General features: G+C 35.3%; 20 protein-coding genes. All 20 read left to right on the forward strand.

Going from position 1 to position 20,457, the window contains the following annotated elements:
• Positions 1-208 precede the first annotated feature (208 nt).
• The 20 genes from OH814_RS16890 (at position 209) to OH814_RS16985 (ending at position 20,395) form a co-directional block, all read left to right on the forward strand.
• Positions 209-751 (forward strand): peptidoglycan-binding protein LysM, encoded by a 543-nt coding sequence (locus OH814_RS16890; RefSeq protein ID WP_115619918.1) that lies wholly within the window; start codon positions 209-211, stop codon positions 749-751.
• A 355-nt stretch (positions 752-1,106) separates the two neighbouring features.
• A complete protein-coding gene (locus OH814_RS16895) occupies positions 1,107-1,652 on the forward strand; it encodes a peptidoglycan-binding protein LysM (protein WP_308828962.1) in 546 nt (181 codons plus the stop codon).
• A gap of 98 nt (positions 1,653-1,750) precedes the next feature.
• Positions 1,751-2,050, forward strand: a complete 300-nt coding sequence (locus OH814_RS16900; RefSeq protein ID WP_076561716.1) for a hypothetical protein — start codon at positions 1,751-1,753, stop codon at positions 2,048-2,050.
• A gap of 362 nt (positions 2,051-2,412) precedes the next feature.
• Positions 2,413-2,958 (forward strand): peptidoglycan-binding protein LysM, encoded by a 546-nt coding sequence (locus OH814_RS16905; RefSeq protein WP_308828963.1) that lies wholly within the window; start codon positions 2,413-2,415, stop codon positions 2,956-2,958.
• Between the two features lie 353 nt (positions 2,959-3,311).
• Positions 3,312-3,857, forward strand: a complete 546-nt coding sequence (locus OH814_RS16910; RefSeq protein WP_123885159.1) for a peptidoglycan-binding protein LysM — start codon at positions 3,312-3,314, stop codon at positions 3,855-3,857.
• A gap of 400 nt (positions 3,858-4,257) precedes the next feature.
• On the forward strand, positions 4,258-4,803 hold the full coding sequence (locus tag OH814_RS16915; protein ID WP_308828964.1) for a peptidoglycan-binding protein LysM: 546 nt from the start codon (positions 4,258-4,260) through the stop codon (positions 4,801-4,803).
• 399 nt (positions 4,804-5,202) lie between these two features.
• A complete protein-coding gene (locus OH814_RS16920; RefSeq protein WP_308828965.1) occupies positions 5,203-5,748 on the forward strand; it encodes a peptidoglycan-binding protein LysM in 546 nt (181 codons plus the stop codon).
• Between the two features lie 148 nt (positions 5,749-5,896).
• Entirely contained in the window at positions 5,897-6,196 is a 300-nt protein-coding gene (locus tag OH814_RS16925; RefSeq protein ID WP_308828966.1) for a hypothetical protein, read from the forward strand.
• A 360-nt stretch (positions 6,197-6,556) separates the two neighbouring features.
• Positions 6,557-7,102 (forward strand): peptidoglycan-binding protein LysM, encoded by a 546-nt coding sequence (locus OH814_RS16930; protein ID WP_308828967.1) that lies wholly within the window; start codon positions 6,557-6,559, stop codon positions 7,100-7,102.
• A 147-nt stretch (positions 7,103-7,249) separates the two neighbouring features.
• A complete protein-coding gene (locus OH814_RS16935) occupies positions 7,250-7,549 on the forward strand; it encodes a hypothetical protein (protein ID WP_308828968.1) in 300 nt (99 codons plus the stop codon).
• A 362-nt stretch (positions 7,550-7,911) separates the two neighbouring features.
• Positions 7,912-8,457, forward strand: a complete 546-nt coding sequence (locus OH814_RS16940) for a peptidoglycan-binding protein LysM (protein ID WP_308828967.1) — start codon at positions 7,912-7,914, stop codon at positions 8,455-8,457.
• 80 nt (positions 8,458-8,537) lie between these two features.
• Positions 8,538-9,338 carry an Fn3-like domain-containing protein gene (locus OH814_RS16945; RefSeq protein ID WP_308828969.1) on the forward strand — a complete coding sequence of 267 codons (801 nt, stop codon included), beginning with the start codon at positions 8,538-8,540 and terminating at the stop codon, positions 9,336-9,338.
• Between the two features lie 9 nt (positions 9,339-9,347).
• Entirely contained in the window at positions 9,348-12,152 is a 2,805-nt protein-coding gene (locus OH814_RS16950; RefSeq protein ID WP_308828970.1) for a hypothetical protein, read from the forward strand.
• Positions 12,153-12,162: 10 nt separating this feature from the next.
• A complete protein-coding gene (locus tag OH814_RS16955) occupies positions 12,163-13,590 on the forward strand; it encodes a hypothetical protein (protein ID WP_308828971.1) in 1,428 nt (475 codons plus the stop codon).
• 27 nt (positions 13,591-13,617) lie between these two features.
• A complete protein-coding gene (locus OH814_RS16960; RefSeq protein WP_308828972.1) occupies positions 13,618-15,663 on the forward strand; it encodes a response regulator in 2,046 nt (681 codons plus the stop codon).
• Positions 15,664-15,725: 62 nt separating this feature from the next.
• Positions 15,726-16,460 carry a sensor histidine kinase KdpD gene (locus OH814_RS16965; RefSeq protein WP_279195009.1) on the forward strand — a complete coding sequence of 245 codons (735 nt, stop codon included), beginning with the start codon at positions 15,726-15,728 and terminating at the stop codon, positions 16,458-16,460.
• 56 nt (positions 16,461-16,516) lie between these two features.
• Positions 16,517-17,104, forward strand: a complete 588-nt coding sequence (locus OH814_RS16970; RefSeq protein ID WP_262696634.1) for a response regulator transcription factor — start codon at positions 16,517-16,519, stop codon at positions 17,102-17,104.
• A gap of 1,118 nt (positions 17,105-18,222) precedes the next feature.
• Positions 18,223-19,176 (forward strand): aldo/keto reductase, encoded by a 954-nt coding sequence (locus tag OH814_RS16975; RefSeq protein ID WP_308828973.1) that lies wholly within the window; start codon positions 18,223-18,225, stop codon positions 19,174-19,176.
• A 22-nt stretch (positions 19,177-19,198) separates the two neighbouring features.
• Positions 19,199-19,861 carry a peptide-methionine (S)-S-oxide reductase gene (locus OH814_RS16980; RefSeq protein WP_308828974.1) on the forward strand — a complete coding sequence of 221 codons (663 nt, stop codon included), beginning with the start codon at positions 19,199-19,201 and terminating at the stop codon, positions 19,859-19,861.
• Between the two features lie 156 nt (positions 19,862-20,017).
• Entirely contained in the window at positions 20,018-20,395 is a 378-nt protein-coding gene (locus tag OH814_RS16985) for a GxxExxY protein (protein WP_308828975.1), read from the forward strand.
• Positions 20,396-20,457 lie beyond the last annotated feature (62 nt).

A 20,457-nucleotide genomic window follows, 5' to 3' on the forward strand; every position in this document is an offset into this window, starting at 1 on the left:
AATCCATGCTTTTGCAGAAAAATTTACATCTATCCCATTTGTGAATGAAAGATCATAGTAAAATAACTTACAATTATTTAATCAATAACAATAAAGGTTTTTGGTCATGTCAGATAATGTTATTAGATTTGATTTGTGAAAACATTTGTTAGTATAATTAATTTTAATTAACAATATTTATTACAGCACCATTAATTTATCCAAAATCATGAAAAAACAAATCGCAATCGCAGCATTGACTATTGGAGCAGTCGTTTTAGGAACCGATCAGGTTCTGGCACAAAATTCTGAGCAGGCTAGTACATCAGTAAATATTATTTTAGCAGATGTTATTGCAATGGACATAGGAACTGTTGCTTCAGAAGGCACTGTAGATTTTAATTATGGGACTACGAAAGATTATAATTCCTCCAAAAATGTGACGGTTCCAAATAGTTTAGTCATTATTTCCTCCAAAAATTTTGATGTAAAGGTAAAATCTGAAGGTGCAAACTTTGTAAGCGGAGCAAACGCAATTCCAGTGGATATATTACAAGTAAAAGCAGTACCTGGCGGAAGTTTAGTAGGAACTATGAATGAGGTCACTTTATCAACAAATGATCAGGTTTTGGTAAGTAATGCAAGTTTGGGTTCCAAACAATCTTTGAATATCGCCTACTCTATTTCGGCGGAAAAAGCATCGAAAGTACTCCTGGGAAAACCAAGGGGAACTTACACGCAAAAAATAACTTATACTGCGACTGCTTTATAATAAGGTAAGCAACAATTTTTATAAAAAGCCCTCAACACTTTCTAAGTGTTGGGGGCTTTTTTATTATGATTATCCATAATCTGTTATTATTGAAAATACTTTGTATTTCGTTGCTAAGTTTACGCCTTTGTATAACCTAAAAACAATTAGTATTTAAAATTCTTTGTTTGTCATTGCGTTAATGGAGGACAGCAGACATTCAATTTCTATTTTAAACCAAATGAATAATCCGTGTAGTTATTTTACTACATCAACTTCCATTTTCAACTACAAAGAAAATTTTAGCGCCGCCGTAGATTTGTAGTGTTCAAAAGAGAACAATTAAACAAAGAATAAAAATAAAATACTTACTATCATGACAAAACTAATCGTAATCACAGCATTAACTATCGGAGCAACTATATTAGGAACTAACAATCTTCAGGCTCAAAATACAACTGCAACAACAACAGTAAACATAACCCTGAACGATGTGATCTCAATCGACGCCGGAAGTACTGCAATCGGTAATACCGTTGACTTCAACTATGCTACTGCAGCAGACTATAACTCTGATCAGACGATTACTAAAGCAAACTCTTTAAAGGTTACTTCAACCAAGAACTTTAACGTTAAAGTAAAAGCAGGAGGTGCGAATTTCATGAATGGAACCAACTTAATCCCTGTAAATGTTTTGACAATCAAAGCTGCTGCATCTGCCGGAACAATGGGTGGTACAAAAAACGCTGTCGTTTTATCTGCAACTGATCAAAACTTAGTGACAAATGCACCACTTGGAAGCGCATTAACACTGAATTTGGATTACACAATTCCTGCAGCGAAATCATCTTCTGCTGATATTTTAGGTAAACCGGCGGGAACTTACACGCAAACAGTAACTTATACTGCAACAGCTTTATAATAAGACATTAGTTATATCATTAAGAAATTAATGTTAAAATGGTCTATTTTAATATGATAAGTAAAATTAAGGTAATAATTAAATAATTACAAAATAATATGCCGAATCTAATAAAAAAGCTATTGTTTTTACTTGAAATTGGTAATCATCAATTTGATAGTATCCTTTGGAAAACCCGTCCAGAAAAAAGAAAAACTCTTGTTAATGATATTTTCAAATTTAAAATTCCTATTGGGAAAAGCAAAAAAGAAATACGTGAACTTTTTGGACATGAACCACATATTTATACTTCCATGACATGGTCTTATCCTGTAGAATCAGATCAATTTGGAAACACCCTTTTATCATTATCACTATATTTTAAAGACGAAATTGTAACAAGCATAATGTTGAAATAAGTGAGTAATATAAAAAAACAGCAATTATATATATACCCTCAAAACTTTCTAAGTGTTGGGGGCTTTTTTTATTATGATTATCCGTAATCTGTTATCATTGAAAATACTTTGTATTTCGTTGCTAAGTTTACGCCTTTGTATAACCTAAAAACAATTTAGTATTTAAAATTCTTTGTTTCTCCTTGCGTTAATGGAAGACAGAAGACATTCAATTTCTATTTACACCAAATGAATAACTCATGTAGTTATTTTACTACATCAACTTCCATTTTCAACTACAAAGAAAATTTTAGCGCCGCCGTAGATTTGTAGTGTTCAAAAGAGAACAATTAAACAAGAATAAAAATAAAATACTTACTATCATGACAAAACTAATCGTAATCACAGCATTAACTATCGGAGCAACTATATTAGGAACTAACAATGTTCAGGCTCAAAATACAACCGCAACAACTACAGTAAACATTACCCTGAACGATGTGATCTCAATCGACGCCGGAAGTACTGCAATCGGAAATACGGTTGACTTCAACTATGCTACTGCAGCAGATTATAACTCTGATCAAACGATTACTAAAGCAAACTCTTTAAAGGTTACTTCAACCAAGAACTTTAACGTTAAAGTAAAAGCTGGAGGTGCGAATTTCATGAATGGAACCAACTTAATCCCTGTAAATGTTTTGACAATCAAAGCTGCTGCAGCTGCCGGAACAATGGGTGGTACAAAAAACGCTGTCGTTCTATCTGCTACTGATCAAAATTTAGTGTCAAACGCTCCGCTTGGAAGTGCATTAACACTGAACTTGGATTACACAATTCCTGCAGCGAAATCATCTTCTGCTGACATCTTAGGTAAACCAGCGGGAACTTACACGCAAACAGTAACTTATACTGCTACTGCTTTATAATAAGGTAAGCAACAATTTTTATAAAAAGCCCTCAACACTTTCTAAGTGTTGGGGGCTTTTTTATTATGATTATCCATAATCTGTTATTATTGAATACTTTGTATTTCGTTGCTAAGTTTACGCCTTTGTATAACCTAAAAACAATTTAGTATTTAAAATTCTTTGTTTCTCCTTGCGTTAATGGAAGACAGCAGACATTCAATTTCTATTTACCCAAAATGAATAACTCGTGTAGTTATTTTACTACATCAACTTCCATTTTCAACTACAAAGAAAATTTTAGCGACGTCGTAGATTTGTAGTGTTCAAAAGAGAACAATTAAACAAAGAATAAAAATAAAATACTTACTATCATGACAAAACTAATCGTAATCGCAGCATTAACTATCGGAGCAACTATATTAGGGACTAACAATGTTCAGGCTCAAAATACAACTGCAACAACTACAGTAAACATTACCCTGAACGATGTGATCTCAATCGACGCCGGAAGTACTGCAATCGGAAATACAGTTGACTTCAACTATGCTACTGCAGCAGACTATAACTCTGATCAGACGATTACTAAAGCAAACTCTTTAAAGGTTACTTCAACCAAGAACTTTAACGTTAAGGTAAAAGCAGGAGGTGCGAATTTCATGAATGGAACCAACTTAATCCCTGTAAATGTCTTGACAATCAAAGCTGCAGCAGCTGCCGGAACAATGGGCGGAACAAAAAATGCTGTCGTTTTATCTGCAACTGATCAAAATTTAGTGACAAATGCTCCACTTGGAAGCGCATTAACACTGAATTTGGATTACACGATTCCTGCAGCGAAATCATCTTCTGCTGATATTTTAGGTAAACCAGCGGGAACTTATACGCAAACAGTAACTTATACTGCAACTGCTTTATAAGTAAATTTTTTTCATATTAATATTTTGTGATTTGGTGTTCGAAGGCTTCCTACAGGAGGCCTTTGATTTTGTATGTATTGATACCGATATAGAGAAATTGGCTTTTTATTATGATTAGCCATAATCTGTTATCATTGAAAATACTTTGTATTTCATTGTTAAGTTTACGCCTTTGTATAACCTAAAAACAATTTAGTATTTAAAATTCTTTGTTTCTCCTTGCGTTAATGGAAGACAGCAGACATTCAATTTCTATTTACCCCAAATGAATAACTCGTGTAGTTATTTTACTACATCAACTTCCATTTTCAACTACAAAGAAAATTTTAGCGCCGTCGTAGATTTGTAGTGTTCAAAAGAGAACAATTAAACAAAGAATAAAAATAAAATACTTACTATCATGACAAAACTAATCGTAATCGCAGCATTAACTATCGGAGCAACTATATTAGGGACTAACAATGTTCAGGCTCAAAATACAACTGCAACAACTACAGTAAACATTACCCTGAACGATGTGATCTCAATCGACGCCGGAAGTACTGCAATCGGAAATACAGTTGACTTCAACTATGCTACTGCAGCAGACTATAACTCTGATCAGACGATTACTAAAGCAAACTCTTTAAAGGTTACTTCAACCAAGAACTTTAACGTTAAGGTAAAAGCAGGAGGTGCAAATTTCATGAATGGAACCAACTTAATTCCTGTAAATGTTTTGACAATCAAAGCTGCTGCAGCTGCCGGAACAATGGGCGGAACAAAAAATGCTGTCCTTTTATCTGCAACTGATCAAAATTTAGTGACAAATGCACCATTAGGAAGCGCATTAACACTGAATTTGGATTACACAATTCCTGCAGCAAAATCATCTTCTGCTGATATTTTAGGTAAACCGGCGGGAACTTACACGCAAACAGTAACTTATACTGCAACTGCTTTATAAGTAAATTTTTTTCATATTAATATTTTGTGATTTGGTGTTCGAAGGCTTCCTACAGGAGGCCTTTGATTTTGTATTTATTGATACCGATATAGAGAAATTGGCTTTTATATTATGATTATTCGTAATCTGTTATCATTGAATACTTTGTATTTCATTGTTAAGTTTACGCCTTTGTATAACCTAAAAACCAGTTAGTATTTTAAATTCTTTGTTTCTCCTAGCGTTAATGAAAGACAGCGGAAATTCAATTTCTATTTACCCCAAATGAATAACTCATGTAGTTATTTTACTACATCAACTTCCATTTTCAACTACAAAGAAAATTTTAGCGCCGCCGTAGATTTGTAGTGTTCAAAAGAGAACAATTAAACAAAGAATAAAAATAAAATACTTACTATCATGACAAAACTAATCGTAATCGCAGCATTAACTATCGGAGCAACTATATTAGGAACTAACAATCTTCAGGCTCAAAATACAACTGCAACAACTACAGTAAACATTACCCTGAACGATGTGATCTCAATCGACGCCGGAAGTACTGCAATCGGTAATACGGTTGACTTCAACTATGCTACTGCGGCAGACTATAACTCTGATCAAACGATTACTAAAGCAAACTCTTTAAAGGTTACTTCAACCAAGAACTTTAACGTTAAGGTAAAAGCAGGAGGTGCAAATTTCATGAATGGAACCAACTTAATTCCTGTAAATGTTTTGACAATCAAAGCTGCCGCATCTGCCGGAACAATGGGTGGTACAAAAAACGCTGTCATTTTATCTGCAACTGATCAAAACTTAGTTACAAATGCACCACTTGGAAGCGCTTTGACACTGAATCTGGATTACACGATTCCTGCAGCGAAATCATCTTCTGCTGATATCTTAGGTAAACCAGCGGGAACTTACACGCAAACAGTAACTTATACCGCAACAGCTTTATAATAAGACATTATTTATATCATTACGAAATTAATTTTTAATGAATTTAAAAGTGATATAACTCTGAAAGATCTTATAAATTAATGTTAAGATGATCTGTTTTAATATGATAAGTGAAATCAAGGTAATAATTAAATAATTACAAAATAATATGCCGAATCTGATAAAAAAGCTATTGTTTTTACTTGAAATTGGTAATTATCAATTTGATAGTATCCTTTGGAAAACTCGTCCAGAAAAAAGAAAAACTCTTGTTAATGATATTTTCAAATTTAAAATTCCTATTGGGAAAAGCAAAAAAGAAATACGTGAACTTTTTGGACATGAGCCACATATTTATACTTCTATGACATGGTCTTATCCTGTAGAATCAGATCAATTTGGAAACACCCTTTTATCATTATCATTATATTTTAAAGACGAAATTGTAACAAGCATAATGTTGAAATAAGTTAGTAATATATAAAACACAGCAACTATATATAAGCCCTCAACACCTATAAAGTGTTGAGGGCTTTTTTATTATGATTATCCATAATCTGTTATCATTATAAATACTTTGTATTTCGTTGCCAAGTTTATGCCTTTGTATAACCTAAAAACAATTAGTATTAAAATTCTTTGTTTGTCATTGCGTTAATGGAAGACAGCGGAAATTAAATTTTTATTTAATCCAAATGAATAATCCGTGTAGTTATTTTACTACATCAACTTCCATTTTCAACTACAAAGAAAATTTTAGCGCCGCCGTAGATTTGTAGTGTTCAAAAGAGAACAATTAAACAAAGAATAAAAATAAAATAATACTATTATGACAAAACTAATCGTAATCACAGCCTTAACTATCGGAGCAACTATATTAGGAACTAACAATCTTCAGGCTCAAAATACAACCGCAACAACTACAGTAAACATTACCCTGAACGATGTGATCTCAATCGACGCAGGAAGTACGGCAATTGGCAATACAGTTGACTTCAACTATGCTACTGCAGCAGACTATAACTCTGATCAAACGATTACTAAAGCAAACTCTTTAAAGGTTACTTCAACCAAGAATTTTAACGTTAAAGTAAAAGCAGGAGGTGCGAATTTCATGAATGGAACCAACTTAATCCCTGTAAATGTTTTGACAATCAAAGCTGCTGCAGCTGCCGGAACAATGGGTGGTACAAAAAACGCTGTCGTTTTATCTGCAACTGATCAAAATTTAGTGACAAATGCACCACTTGGAAGCGCATTAACACTGAATTTGGATTACACGATTCCTGCAGCGAAATCATCTTCTGCTGATATCTTAGGTAAACCAGCCGGAACTTATACTCAAACAGTAACTTATACTGCAACTGCTTTATAATAAAACATTATTTATATCATTACGAAATAATTTTTAATGAATTTAAAAGTGATATAACTCTGAAAGATCTTATAAATTAATGTTAAGATGATCTATTTTAATATGATTAGTAAAATTAAGGTAATAATTAAATAATTACAAAATAATATGCCGAATCTAATAAAAAAGCTATTGTTTTTACTTGAAATTGGTAATCATCAATTTGATAGTATCCTTTGGAAAACCCGTCCAGAAAAAAGAAAAACTCTTGTTAATGATATTTTCAAATTTAAAATCCCTATTGGGAAAAGCAAAAAAGAAATATGTGAACTTTTTGGACATGAACCACATATTTACACTTCCATGACATGGTCTTATCCTGTAGAATCAGATCAATTTGGAAACACCCTTTTATCATTATCATTATATTTTAAAGACGAAATTGTAACAAGCATAATGTTGAAATAAGTGAGTAATATATAAAACACAGCAACTATATATAAGCCCTCAACACTTTCTAAGTGTTGAGGGCTTTTTTTATTATGATTATCCGTAATCTGTTATCATTGAAAATACTTTGTAGTTCGTTGCTAAGTTTACGCCTTTGTATAACCTAAAAACAATTAGTATTTAAAATTCTTTGTTTGTCATTGCGTTAATGAAAGACAGCAGACATTCAATTTCTATTTACCCCAAATGAATAACTCATGTAGTTATTTTACTACATCAACTTCCATTTTCAACTACAAAGAAAATTTTAGAGCCGCCGTAGATTTGTAGTGTTCAAAAGAGAACAGTTAAACAAGGAATAAAAATAAAATAATACTATTATGACAAAACTAATCGTAATCACAGCCTTAACTATCGGAGCAACTATATTAGGAACTAACAATCTTCAGGCTCAAAATACAACCGCAACAACTACAGTAAACATTACCCTGAACGATGTGATCTCAATCGACGCAGGAAGTACGGCAATTGGCAATACAGTTGACTTCAACTATGCTACTGCAGCAGACTATAACTCTGATCAGACGATTACTAAAGCAAACTCTCTAAAGGTTACTTCAACGAAGAATTTTAATGTTAAAGTAAAAGCTGGAGGTGCTAATTTCATGAATGGAACCAACTTAATCCCTGTAAATGTTTTGACAATCAAAGCTGCTGCAGCTGCCGGAACAATGGGCGGAACAAAAAATGCTGTCGTTTTATCTGCAACTGATCAAAATTTAGTGACAAATGCTCCACTTGGAAGCGCATTAACACTGAATTTGGATTACACGATTCCTGCAGCGAAATCATCTTCTGCTGATATTTTAGGTAAACCAGCGGGAACTTACACGCAAACAGTAACTTATACTGCAACTGCTTTATAATAAAAATTTTCAGCTTTAAAGATTCCTTTAGCTACGTTTTCAGTAATTTTGGGAATCTTTATTTTTAAACAATTTACACCATGCGCAAGTTAATTCACCTTTTCATTTTCTTAATTCTTACAGGGTCTTCTTCAATTCTGGCACAAAGTATCTCTATGTCGCCTACGCGATTGTTTTTTACCGGTAATCCAGGAGAAAAAGTAACACAAACAGTTACGCTTCAAAACAGCTCGGATAAGGATTATGTATTTAATCTCAACTATAAAGATTGGGTTAGAGAAGAAGACGGAAATAAAGTTTATCTTGAAGCAGGCAGTTCAAAAACTTCTAATGCCGCTTGGCTGTCTACCTTGGAAAACGCTGTAACAGTTCCCGCAAAAAGTACAAAGGAAATTGTAGTAACCATGCAGATTCCGGCAAACGCATCAAAGTCTACCGTAACCAACAGCATGTTGTTTTTTACTCAACTTCCTCAGCAGGCAGATCAGGCACGTATTCAGAACGGGATTGGTATTATTACCTTATTTGAGGTTGGACTTCACATCTTCTATACACCGCCTGGGAACCAGAAAAAAAGTTTAGACATTACCAATATAGCAGAGGTAAGTAATGAGAGTGCAGCAAACAAAAAAGTCGCAGTAAGCATCCATAACGATGGAAATACCATCAATGATGCCACCGTTGAGTTTGAACTTACCAATACCGACAATGGTAAAGAAATAAAATTACCCGCAATTTCAATCTCTATGCTTCCCAATACCGATCAGGTCGTTCAATTTTCTTTACCGGAGAACATTTCAGGGAACTTTCTTGGCGTGGCTATTATCAAAATGGCAGGATCCAATGATTTACGCGTAGGCGAAAAAAACTTTAAATTTTAAAATTAAGTCTTGAAACCACAAAATGGAACACCGACATCAGTCCGAAGAAGAACAATATTATTTTTTGTACTTTTTCTTCTGCAATTTTCATTTGCCTTTGGGCAGGAAAAGAAGGATATAGAAATTCATTTTGAAAATAACCGTGTAGCTGTTGAGAAGGGTTCTACTTTCACTAATTTCTTGGTTATTGAGAATAAAAGTTCTGAAGAAATTACTATTCAGAATATCATACCTCAGGAAAAATATCCGGGTTTACTTTTCTATCCCAAAAATGACTTTACCTTAGGAGCTGGTCAATCCAAAAACCTTCCTGTGAAACTGATCGCCAACTTGGATTTTATGAAAATGATATCCAATGAGATCAAATTCCAGATTTCGTATACCACCCCAACGGTCACCAGAACTGAAAGCGCCTCGTTCTTCGCTGACAAAGAAGAGAATAAAAATATCGCAATTTATACGGCTACATACGAAAATTTCATTAATCCTGCTGCACCCGAATCCTCAATTATGCTGATTGTAGAAAACCAGGGTTATAGCAAAAGAACCGTTAAGATTGATTTGCAATCTATTCCTGATGGTTTGGAAATGATGCCAAAACAACATACTGTATCTCTGGAAGGTTTAGAAAAACAAACGATTGAGATCAAAATTGCGGTCAGAAAACAGAATACGCTTTTCCCGGAATTTAATATTAATGCAACTGCCACAGACCTGCTTAATAATGAAATCGTGGGAAGTAACACGCTATACTTAGTCATTTTATCAAACAACAGACAAGTTGCCCGTGGAAACGAGGGGGTGAGTGGAACTAATTTTGCGGAAATTTTCTATAACGAAAACAGTTCAGGTTTTAATTTTATTCAATTGAGAGGAAACACAGCATTTCGAGTGACTGAAGATTTGAAATCTCGTTTCAATATAGGTGCAGATTATTATCATGAAGACGGCCGCTATAATCTATATGATACCTGGCTGGAGCTGGAAAGAAAAAATACAGTACTACGACTTGGAAATGTTAATAGTAACGATTACGACTACCCGGTTTTCGGGAGAGGTGGGAAAGCTTCTACCAAATTTGGTAAAAATAATCAGATTGAAATTCTTGCATTGGAAAATAATTATAACCTTGCTGGTACTTATTTCCAACAAATAGAAGGATCTACCATAGTGGGTGCAAAATATGGTTTCGGAAATGATAAATCTTTTAATGGGAAAGTATCCTATATATTTGACCATGACCCACGCTTTAACGTAGATACGCAATTGGCAAACGCAGTAACCTCTTTTTTGGTTAACGATAAACACACGATCCGCACGGAGGTGGGTCTCAGCCACGAAAAAGGTCTCGTAAACAGAGATGAAAACGAAGGAGCTTCAATGGGAGCCAATTACGAAGGGAAAATCGGGAAATGGGATATACAATCTATTAATTCTTTTGCCACCAAAAGTTATGCAGGGATCAAAAGAGGATCTTTTTTCTCAAATCAGCGAATAGGCCTACAATTATCTGCTTCTCAGCGTGCTTTTATGCAATATCAGAATTCACAGGTAGACCCAGAGTTTCTGAGTTTCCAAAATACGCCAATCCAGACTGCGAATACCGCTAATTTGCGTTATTATTTCAACAGTACAGAAGCTTTCGGAACAGGCTACCAACTTTCTTTAAAGAAGTGGAATTTCTTACTATCTCCAAAGGTCGAAAGGCAAAAAACAGCCAATTTTTATTCATCGCAGGAACTTTTTTCTTACAGAATGGAGGCCAACATAAGTACTACATTAGGAGCTCACGGATTAAACTGGACGGCGGAATATTCTTATTCAAAAGAGAACAATAAGGACGATTGGTTCAACAGCCTGAAAACAACCTTGTCTTACAGGTATAAAGCTTTTTCCCTAAACGGGACAGCCCAGTGGAACGCAACCACTGTTTTTGATTTAAATTCTTATTACGATGTAGACCGTAATTTCGCTAACTATAATGTATATGCCTCGTATAATTTCCAGATGCTTAGTAATAATCTGATTGGATCTCTTTCAGCCGGAACTTCCTATTCGGAACTTTATAAAAATTTAAACAGCAATATGAGTGGTAATCTGGAATATAAAATTTCACCTTCCTGGTCATCCACAGGTTATTTTAATTTTTCAGGTTATAAATCTACGGCTGCTTATGCAAGCAGTGGCAGTTATTACCAGTTCAGAGTCGGGATTAAAAAATATTTTACCGCAGCTACGGCTCTTGGAAATCATAAAGTGACATTCCAGTTATTTGATGATAAAAATTTCAACGGACTTCTGGAAACAGGTGAAGTGGTTCTTGCAAATGAAATAGTGAAACTGGACAATTTTGTTGCACTGACAGATAAGAACGGAAAAGTAGTTTTTCAGAATGTGCCTGAAGGTATTTACACACTGAAGGTAAACGAAAGTGCAGGTGCACGATTAATGATGGATCCTGTGATTATGGTCGATAAAAATATCAACCGCAAAGTGGGTCTTGTAAAAAACATCAGAGTAAGTGGGAAATTAACAGAAATCAAACAAGCCTACGATGTTTTGGAAACGGATGTAACAGGAATAGTAGTGTACGCAAAAAGTGAAGATGGAGCGATCTACACTGCCGTGGTTAACCAAAAAAATGAGTTTGAGTTTTTCCTGAAAGATGGAAAATACGACCTTTACATTGAAAATGACAAGTACAGCTATACTCAACCCAACCAAACTATTCAGGTGACTAAAGAAGGTTACTCAGAAACCGTAGTATTTGAATATAAGAAGAAAGATACCACCATAAAGGTGAAAAAGTTTTAAATTTAGACATATGAAAACGATGAGAGCTTTTATAATAGGAATTTTTACCGTGTGCTGCGGATCAACAGCCACGAAAGCTCAGGATGTTTACCTTTCTATTCCTGAAAATAATATTTTTAACAGGAGTGAATTTACTTCATTACCAACGAGGGTAATGAATACCAACAGAACAAACTGGGATTATAATTTTTTCGGATTTGCACCAACAGCTCCTACATTTAACTCTACGTCTGGGCCAACCTTTACGCACTCTTCTTCCTCATCTTCTTTACCCAGTTCCGTTTTACTGTGGCAGCTAGAAAGTATGGGCGGGCAGTTACCGTCTACTGGATATTTTGGTTATTTACCAGGTTTTCAGTCGTTCAGTACAAGCGCTGTAAAATGGTTTGAACCGTCAGTGTCAACTCTTGGCGGTGGATTCAATCGGGGAAATATCAATTTCACTTTTAAAATTCCTGCCGCACAGTTTGCTGCCAATATATTCAGAGCAGGAAATTACTCCATGGATATCACTCAAAATTATAATGATTTCACGCCACGTAATTTTAAAACAATTTTAGTGATTCCGTCATCCATCAGATGGCTCACAACATCTTTAACAAAATACATAGAAATATCTTCTCTGAATAACTATCGGACTACAGGCACGCAGGTATTCAATTTAGAAAATACGGAAATCGCGCATACGATTGATTTTAATTTTTGGGCGAAAGCTTCCGCAAATATTCAGTTCACTTCGTCGAAAGGTGTTCCGGGAACCAGAAATATAGCAAGCATTAAATTGGGTAGTAATGGATCTACACTCACGACCAAAGCTTTATCTGCCAATTTTCAGAATTTTTCCCCTGCTAATCTCAGTGTTGTAGCAGGAAACAGAAACAGCTTTACCCCCGAGCTTTATGTGTCTGCGGACGATTTTAAGAACAATTTTTTTGAAGCCGGAACTTATACTTTTGAATTGAACTTTAATGCCATAAGTATAGATAATTCAATTAACAGTTTGCAAAATACAGCTGTTCAGCTAAAGGTGCTTCCTCGGTCGGAGATCACCATCCCCAGTTCCGGGCGAAATGTAAACTTTAATTTTAATACAGCTGCTCAATACACCAATGGTCAGTCACAAATGATTCCAAACCAAATTATTTTGTCCAATAATGAGAGTTTTGAACTGTATGTAAAATCTGACGAAAATTATTTCAAGAAAGGCGGCCTGCAAACCGACATTAATTCCAACATATTACAAATTGGCATTGATGGAAGTTCTGTAAATGCTCCCTTATCCAAAACACCCCAAAAAATACTCTTTAACGGAACACCTGCTTTGGATCGCGAACTGAACGTACGATACACCATACCATCTGCCGGTGCCCAAAGTTTGGTCGGGAAAGAAAATACGACCTACTCTATCAATGTTTATTATAGCTTTACGGCAATTTAACAATATCTTATAAAAAGACTCTTCTCTATGGACCACTTTAATAGCAATAATCAATCGCCGGATCAGCAGTATAGTGACAAATTAAATGCATTGAAAAAAAAATATTCCAATGTTTTTGATTTTTTAGTGTTCGCAGCTGCTCAGATGGCTAATATGGAGATTTGTACCATGAGTATTGCCTCGGAAGGACAAGTTTATGTTCTCGCTTCCAGTGATGGGTCCCCCAATCAGATATATCCTCAGAATCCTCAATTTCTTTTTGATAATCAAACTTCGGTTTATGAGTTTGAGAAATCGAAATTTAAATTTCATAGAAGTTATGCTATACCGGGTCTTGAGGACAATCTTATCGCTCATTTAAATTTATTTGACAGGGAAGCGAAAAATTTAGATAAAGCAGAGGAAGATTTCGTCAATAAAATAGTGAACCAAGCGTCGAAATGGTTTTTGGTAAATGAAGTTGACATCACCGAAAGAAAAAACGTGGAGAATAAAATCTTGCAAGCAAAAGAGCTAGCAGAAAAGGCCTATGTTTTAAAGTCGGAGTTTGTGGCCAATATGAGTCATGAGATCAGAACCCCGTTAAATGGTATAATCGGCTTTACAGAACTCCTTTTGGATACCAATCTGGACGAAACACAGAGACAGTATTTGGAAATTATCAATCAATCGGGAGTTTCTTTACACAGCATCATCAATGATATTTTAGACTTCTCAAAATTAGAAAAGCAAAAACTTAAGTTAAACCTCGACAAAGTAGAGGTCGAGGAAATGGTTTCAGAAGCCTTCAATATTGTTGCGTACAGTAATACTAATAAGCAATTAGAAATGCTCATCGATATTGACGACACCATTCCTAGATATATATGGACTGATGAGATGCGTTTAAAACAGGTTTTCGTCAATCTTTTGAGCAATGCTATAAAATTTACCGAGGAAGGTGAGATTACTTTATATGCTAAGGTTTTAGATGATTTAGAAGAAGAAAAAAAACAAATCCGGTTTGGAGTTCGCGATACAGGTATCGGAATTAACAGTGAAAAACAAGCTGAGATTTTCAATGCTTTTTCACAGGAAGATGGCAGTATTACTAAAAGATATGGTGGTACTGGTTTGGGACTCACCATTTCCAACCAAATCTTGGCACTTGCCGGCAGTGTTTTACAAGTCGAAAGCGATCAGGGAAAAGGCAGTGATTTTTTCTTTGATATTCAGTTTGATACAGAGCAAGAAGAACATGATGTAAACTTCACTGATATTAAGAGAGTTTTGATTGTTGACGATAATGAAAACAACCGAAAAATCCTGAAAAGAATGCTGGAACGAAAAAATATCGAAGTAACGGAATGCGATAGCGGGCTGAAGGCTTTGCTACTGATCATGGAGAAGTCTGAATTCGATGTGATCATTATGGATTATCACATGCCTATTATGGATGGCATTGAAACCATTAGGAAAATGAAGGATATCATTCCCGACGCCACCCATGCAGCGCCGTATTTTGTCTTGTGCAGTTCTTCCGATGATACTAATTTACAGGAAGCATGTGACGAATTAGAAATAGAAAACCGACTCGTAAAACCGATTCGTATGAAACAGATGTACCAGCTTTTATCCACCTTAAAGAGTTCTAAAAAGAAAGAACCGGAGAAAATAAAAACTGTAGCAAGTGAAGTGAGTAAGCGCGAAATAAAAATTTTAATTGCTGAAGATAATGCTATCAATTTACTTCTTACCAAAACTTTTTTGAAGGATATTATTCCTCAAGCTTTGATCATCGAGGCAAAAGATGGCAATGAAGCGGTTGAAAAATACCTAAAAGAGAATCCTGATCTTATTTTAATGGATATTCAGATGCCTCATCTCAATGGCATTGAAGCAACTCAGAAAATAAGAGCCTTGGAAAAAAATACAGAAATACCTATTATTGCACTAACGGCAGGAAGTTTTCCCGGTGAGAAAGAAAAGTGCCTGCAAGCAGGAATGTCAGACTTCTTAACCAAACCTTTATTAAAACAAATTCTGTCTGATATGATTCAAAAATGGTTTGGTATAGAAATCGAAAAAAAATAAGTAATAAACCACGCCAAAAAAAATACCGAAGCCTATTTTTTTAAAGTATTGATACTGAATTTATGAATAACCTTGTCAACGAACTACAATTAAAAATCGAAAAACTGGAAAACGAAATCAGTTTTAAGAACGGACTCATCTCGATATTGTCTCATGATTCAAAAGAACTGTTTGGAAATTTTCTGTGGCTTATAGAAGCGTTGGAGCAAAAAACTATAAGTGAGGAAGATTTTTTTAAATTGTTGCCGCAGGTAAAAAATGATGCCCGGAAGAATCTGCAAAGCGTTCAAGACAGCACCGCCTGGCTAAAAACACAATACGGGGAATTTAAGATTAAACCCGTAAAAATTATGGTGATGAATCTTTTTTACCATTTAGAAGAAAAATACGCTGCTCAATTAAAAGAAAAAAGCATCAAATTTTATTTTAAAGGAGATCCCGCTGCATTTATTACAACCGATCACTTGCTGCTCGAATATGTTGTAGACAAAATTTTCAACAATGCGATTAAATACTCTTTGCCGGGGCAAGATATTTATTTACAAGAGGTTACATCAGGTGATCAGGTCATACTTAATGTGATCGACTTCGGAACGGGAATGGATGAAAAATATTTATCTACAATCTTCAGCTATGATAACCCCGTATTTCAAGGTACTGCTGGCGAGAAAGGAGCCGGATTAAGTTTGAAAATCGTTAAAAATTTCATATCCTTGCTGCATGGAAACATCCAAATCATTTCCGCCGCAAATAAAGGCACTACAGTTTCCCTTTTTTTACATAAATTTATAGAATAATGGGCTTAAAAGTAAACGTTCGTATTATTGTAGCAGACGATCACGGTATTGTGAGGATGGGTTTAATACAAACTATCAAACGCCTCTTACCTGATGCTATAATCTCTGAAGTGGAGGATTTTAAATCACTGTACAAAGCAATTTTGAAGGAAGAATTGGATCTGGCCATTATGGATGTCAATATGCCTAATGGTTCTATTCAGGAAGCGATAGATTACATCAAAAACCACAAACCCCAATTAAAAATTCTCATCTTTTCTTCGCAAGATGAAGAGTTGTACGCAATGCGTTATCTAAAGATGGGTGCAGGTGGCTATCTTAGCAAACAAAGCTCCAGTGCAGTAATTGAAACTGCTCTGACGGCGATGCTTAGTACTGGCCGATATGCAAGTGAAGACGTAAAAGAAGCGATGTTTTTAGAATCATTAAATGGCGCAACAAAAAACTCACCCTTTGAAGCTCTATCCGACCGTGAATTGCAAATTGCCAATAAGCTTGCAGAAGGTCTTCCCCTCAAAGAAATTTCTAATCAACTTAATTTGCATTCATCGACGATCAGCACTTACAAAAACAGGCTTTTTGAGAAGCTGAAAATACGATCTGTACCCGAATTGGTGGAGATTCTCAGGCTGTATAATCAGTGAAAATTCTATTATTTTCCACTTTATCATTGCAAGAAATCTTTTAAAATACAATAAAACTTACCTATTACATTACAAGTAAAATGAAGATATAGAATTTTTCGGATCACATTTAACTGAAGAGTTTTTCTCATAATTCCTAGGTTGGCCTCCAAAGAGTTTGCAAGAATAATAGGATCTTGCAGCGTCGTTCGGCTTTTCTACAATTGGTCCTTTTGCGCCAGTTGTTTTATCTTTTCCTTATCTTTACTGAAGGCTAGTCTGTCGTATATCGCTGAATTGTACTGTCTGGTAAGTTCTCTGACGCTTCAATTGTTTTGAATGACCTCTATTTAGTAAAAATTTCTCTCATTTTCATTTCACGATCTGAATGCAATAGGATCAGGACAATGCAACTTAAGCGAAGTTTCTCCCATTCTTCTTATTTTTCATTCACTATATTTATAACTTCCACAATTTCAGATCGTAGTTTTCTCATATAGTCTTACAGGTTTTAGTTTTAAAGTCTAACCATATTCCTGTGAACTTCCTCTCACCCGCCAGCAAATTGAAAGATTGATCGGTTTAAGAATTGAAATCTTCATAAGATCAGTTAGAAAAACGGAAAAGGATATTATAGTGAAAGTAAAAACCGTAAATATTGTACTGATACCAGTCTAGCATCAGTAAATTCTCTAAAATAAAAGCAAAGTTGATAATTTAACATAACATTACTCTATTAAAATATTGATAAAAAATTATTGAATTTTTAATCTATTTATAATTAATTCACTAACTTCAAAGAAAATAAGTTGATAAAAAAAGTTAATTTCAACTCATTTCAACAATATATATTACTTTTAATAATATTACTTAGTAAAAAGGAGTGATCATCCAACCACTTACAATTTTAGTTAATGGATACAAATGATATTCATAAAAACCATTTAGCGAATTCTGCTATTTCACAAAAACTAATATACTAACTCAGGACTAAAATTGCAATCAAGTTAAGCAACCATCCTTGTATCTATAATATTGATCACCATATTATTAATTGTCATAGATTTCTTTTCAGTATTAGTGTTCCCACTTAAAATTAAACGGAATCTAATTTAAATAAATTCTAAAACAACGACCAAATGAAAAGCACAAACCAAATAGGATTGGGTACTGCAGCCATTGGGCGGCCACAGTACATCAATATTAAGCAAACCGATATGGAGGTTTCCTTTTCCGCAGATAAATTCATCGAAAAAGGAAATCAGGTGCTTGATGAGGCCTACAACCGGGGCGTCCGCTTTTTTGATACCTCGCCGGGATACGGACTTGCCGAAGAACTTTTGGCGAGCTGGCTTCAAAAGAAAAACGACCCCAAAATTGTAGTTTCCACCAAGTGGGGCTATACCTATGTGGCCAATTTTGACCCCAATGCCAAAGTACACGAGGTAAAGGAACATTCGCTGGAAAAACTGAACCAACAATGGACATTTTCCCAAACGTTGCTGCCCAATCTGAAAATTTATCAGATACACTCGGCAACACTCGACACGGGCGTGCTCGACAATCATGCAATTTTGCACCGTTTGCATCAACTCAAAAAAGAGCACAGCCTCCTTATCGGGCTAACTACAACGGGCAGCAACCAACTGGAGGTTTTACAAAAGGCAATTGAAATTACTGTTGACGGCGAAGCCTTGTTCGGCTCCTACCAATCGACCTTTAATATTTTGGATACCTCGGTACTGAAAATAAAAGACCAATTGCAACAGCCGCAGCTCATCATAAAAGAAGCGTTGGCTAACGGGCGCCTCATACCAAATGGACACTATCCCCGATATGAAAACCTGTATGCTCTTTTGATGGTGCTGGCCAAAAAATATAACGTAGGAACAGATGCCATTGCCATGCGTTTTTGTATGGATCATTTTCCCAACGCCCAGGTGTTGAGCGGTGCAAACAACAAGGCTCATTTACAGGCCAACTTACGGGCAAATGATTTTAAATTAACTACAGAAGAAATCGATCAGTTATACCAACACAGCATTGCCGCAACAGATTATTGGAACGAAAGAAAAAAACTGGAGTGGAATTAAACTAATAAAAAAAAGGACAAAAATGACAGATAATAAAACGAAAGCGGATGACCTTATTGAAGACTATAAGTTTGTAACTCCTAAAGAAATCGAAGAAGCAGTAAAAACTGGAAAATTAAATCAAACGATTTTCGGAATGAGTTGCTTTTGGGGTCCTGATTCTAATTTTGGAAGTATGCCCGGGGTGGTGCAAACCCGTGTTGGCTACGCAGGCGCACCAACGTTGGAGCCAAATTATCACGACATAAAAGGGCACGCGGAAGTTGTAAAAGTCATCTACGATAAAGACAAGATCAGCTATAAAGAATTGCTGGGTGATCCCGAGACTTGGTCTTTTCCCGGCAACAAACAAGGACAATACCGCCCTTTACTTTTTGTTTTTGATGAAGAGCAGCGGCAAGTTGTAGAAAACCTGGTTAAAGAAATTGGAAAGGAGAACGCTCCTGAAGTGATTGAGGCCGGAGACCCAAAAAGTCATTTCTGGCCTGCCGAAGACTATCACCAAAAACATCGCCTCCGCAGGAACGAAAAGTTTGTGAAACTTGCCAGGTTAGAATTTGGAACCCGATGGGATGAGCATCTGTATTTTACGAAGCTCAATGGCGAAGGAAAGAAAGGTTTCAATGCTTCGCAATGGCTTAAAAATTTACCCCAGGAATTGCAAAAAGCATACAGAACAGGTTAATGTCTCCCGCAGATGACGCAGGACAAACGCAGAAATGATAGTCAGCGGAAATCAGCGAAATCAGCGGGAAATAAAAAAAACATCTCCCGCAGATAACACAGATAAACGCAGAAAATAAAATCAGCGAAATCCGCGGGAAATTAAAAGACTAAAACAATGACTGAAAACGATATTTCCTACAAAATAAGAGGAGCCATATTTGATATTTATAATGAGTTGGGTGCTGGTTTGCTCGAAAGCGTTTATGTGGCTGCTTTGGAATGGGAACTTCTAAACCACGGACTACAAGTAAAACGTGAGGTACCCGTGCCTGTTCATTATAAAGAAGTTAAAATGGACTTGGGGTTTAGGTTAGATTTATTAGTAGAAAATAAAGTAATTATTGAAGTCAAATCCGTAGAAAACCTCGCAGAAGTACATCATAAACAAGTGTTGACTTATTTGAAAATAACGAAGTTAAAACTGGGCATTTTAGTAAATTTTAATGTAGCAACTATTAAGGATGGCATATTTAGGAAAGTAAACGGATTATAATAGTCTCCCGCAGATAACGCAGAAATAGAAATCAGCGAAAATCAGCGAAATCTGCGGGAAAC

The sequence above is a fragment of the Chryseobacterium sp. CFS15 genome (assembly GCF_031118795.1).
GTDB lineage: Bacteria > Bacteroidota > Bacteroidia > Flavobacteriales > Weeksellaceae > Chryseobacterium > Chryseobacterium indoltheticum.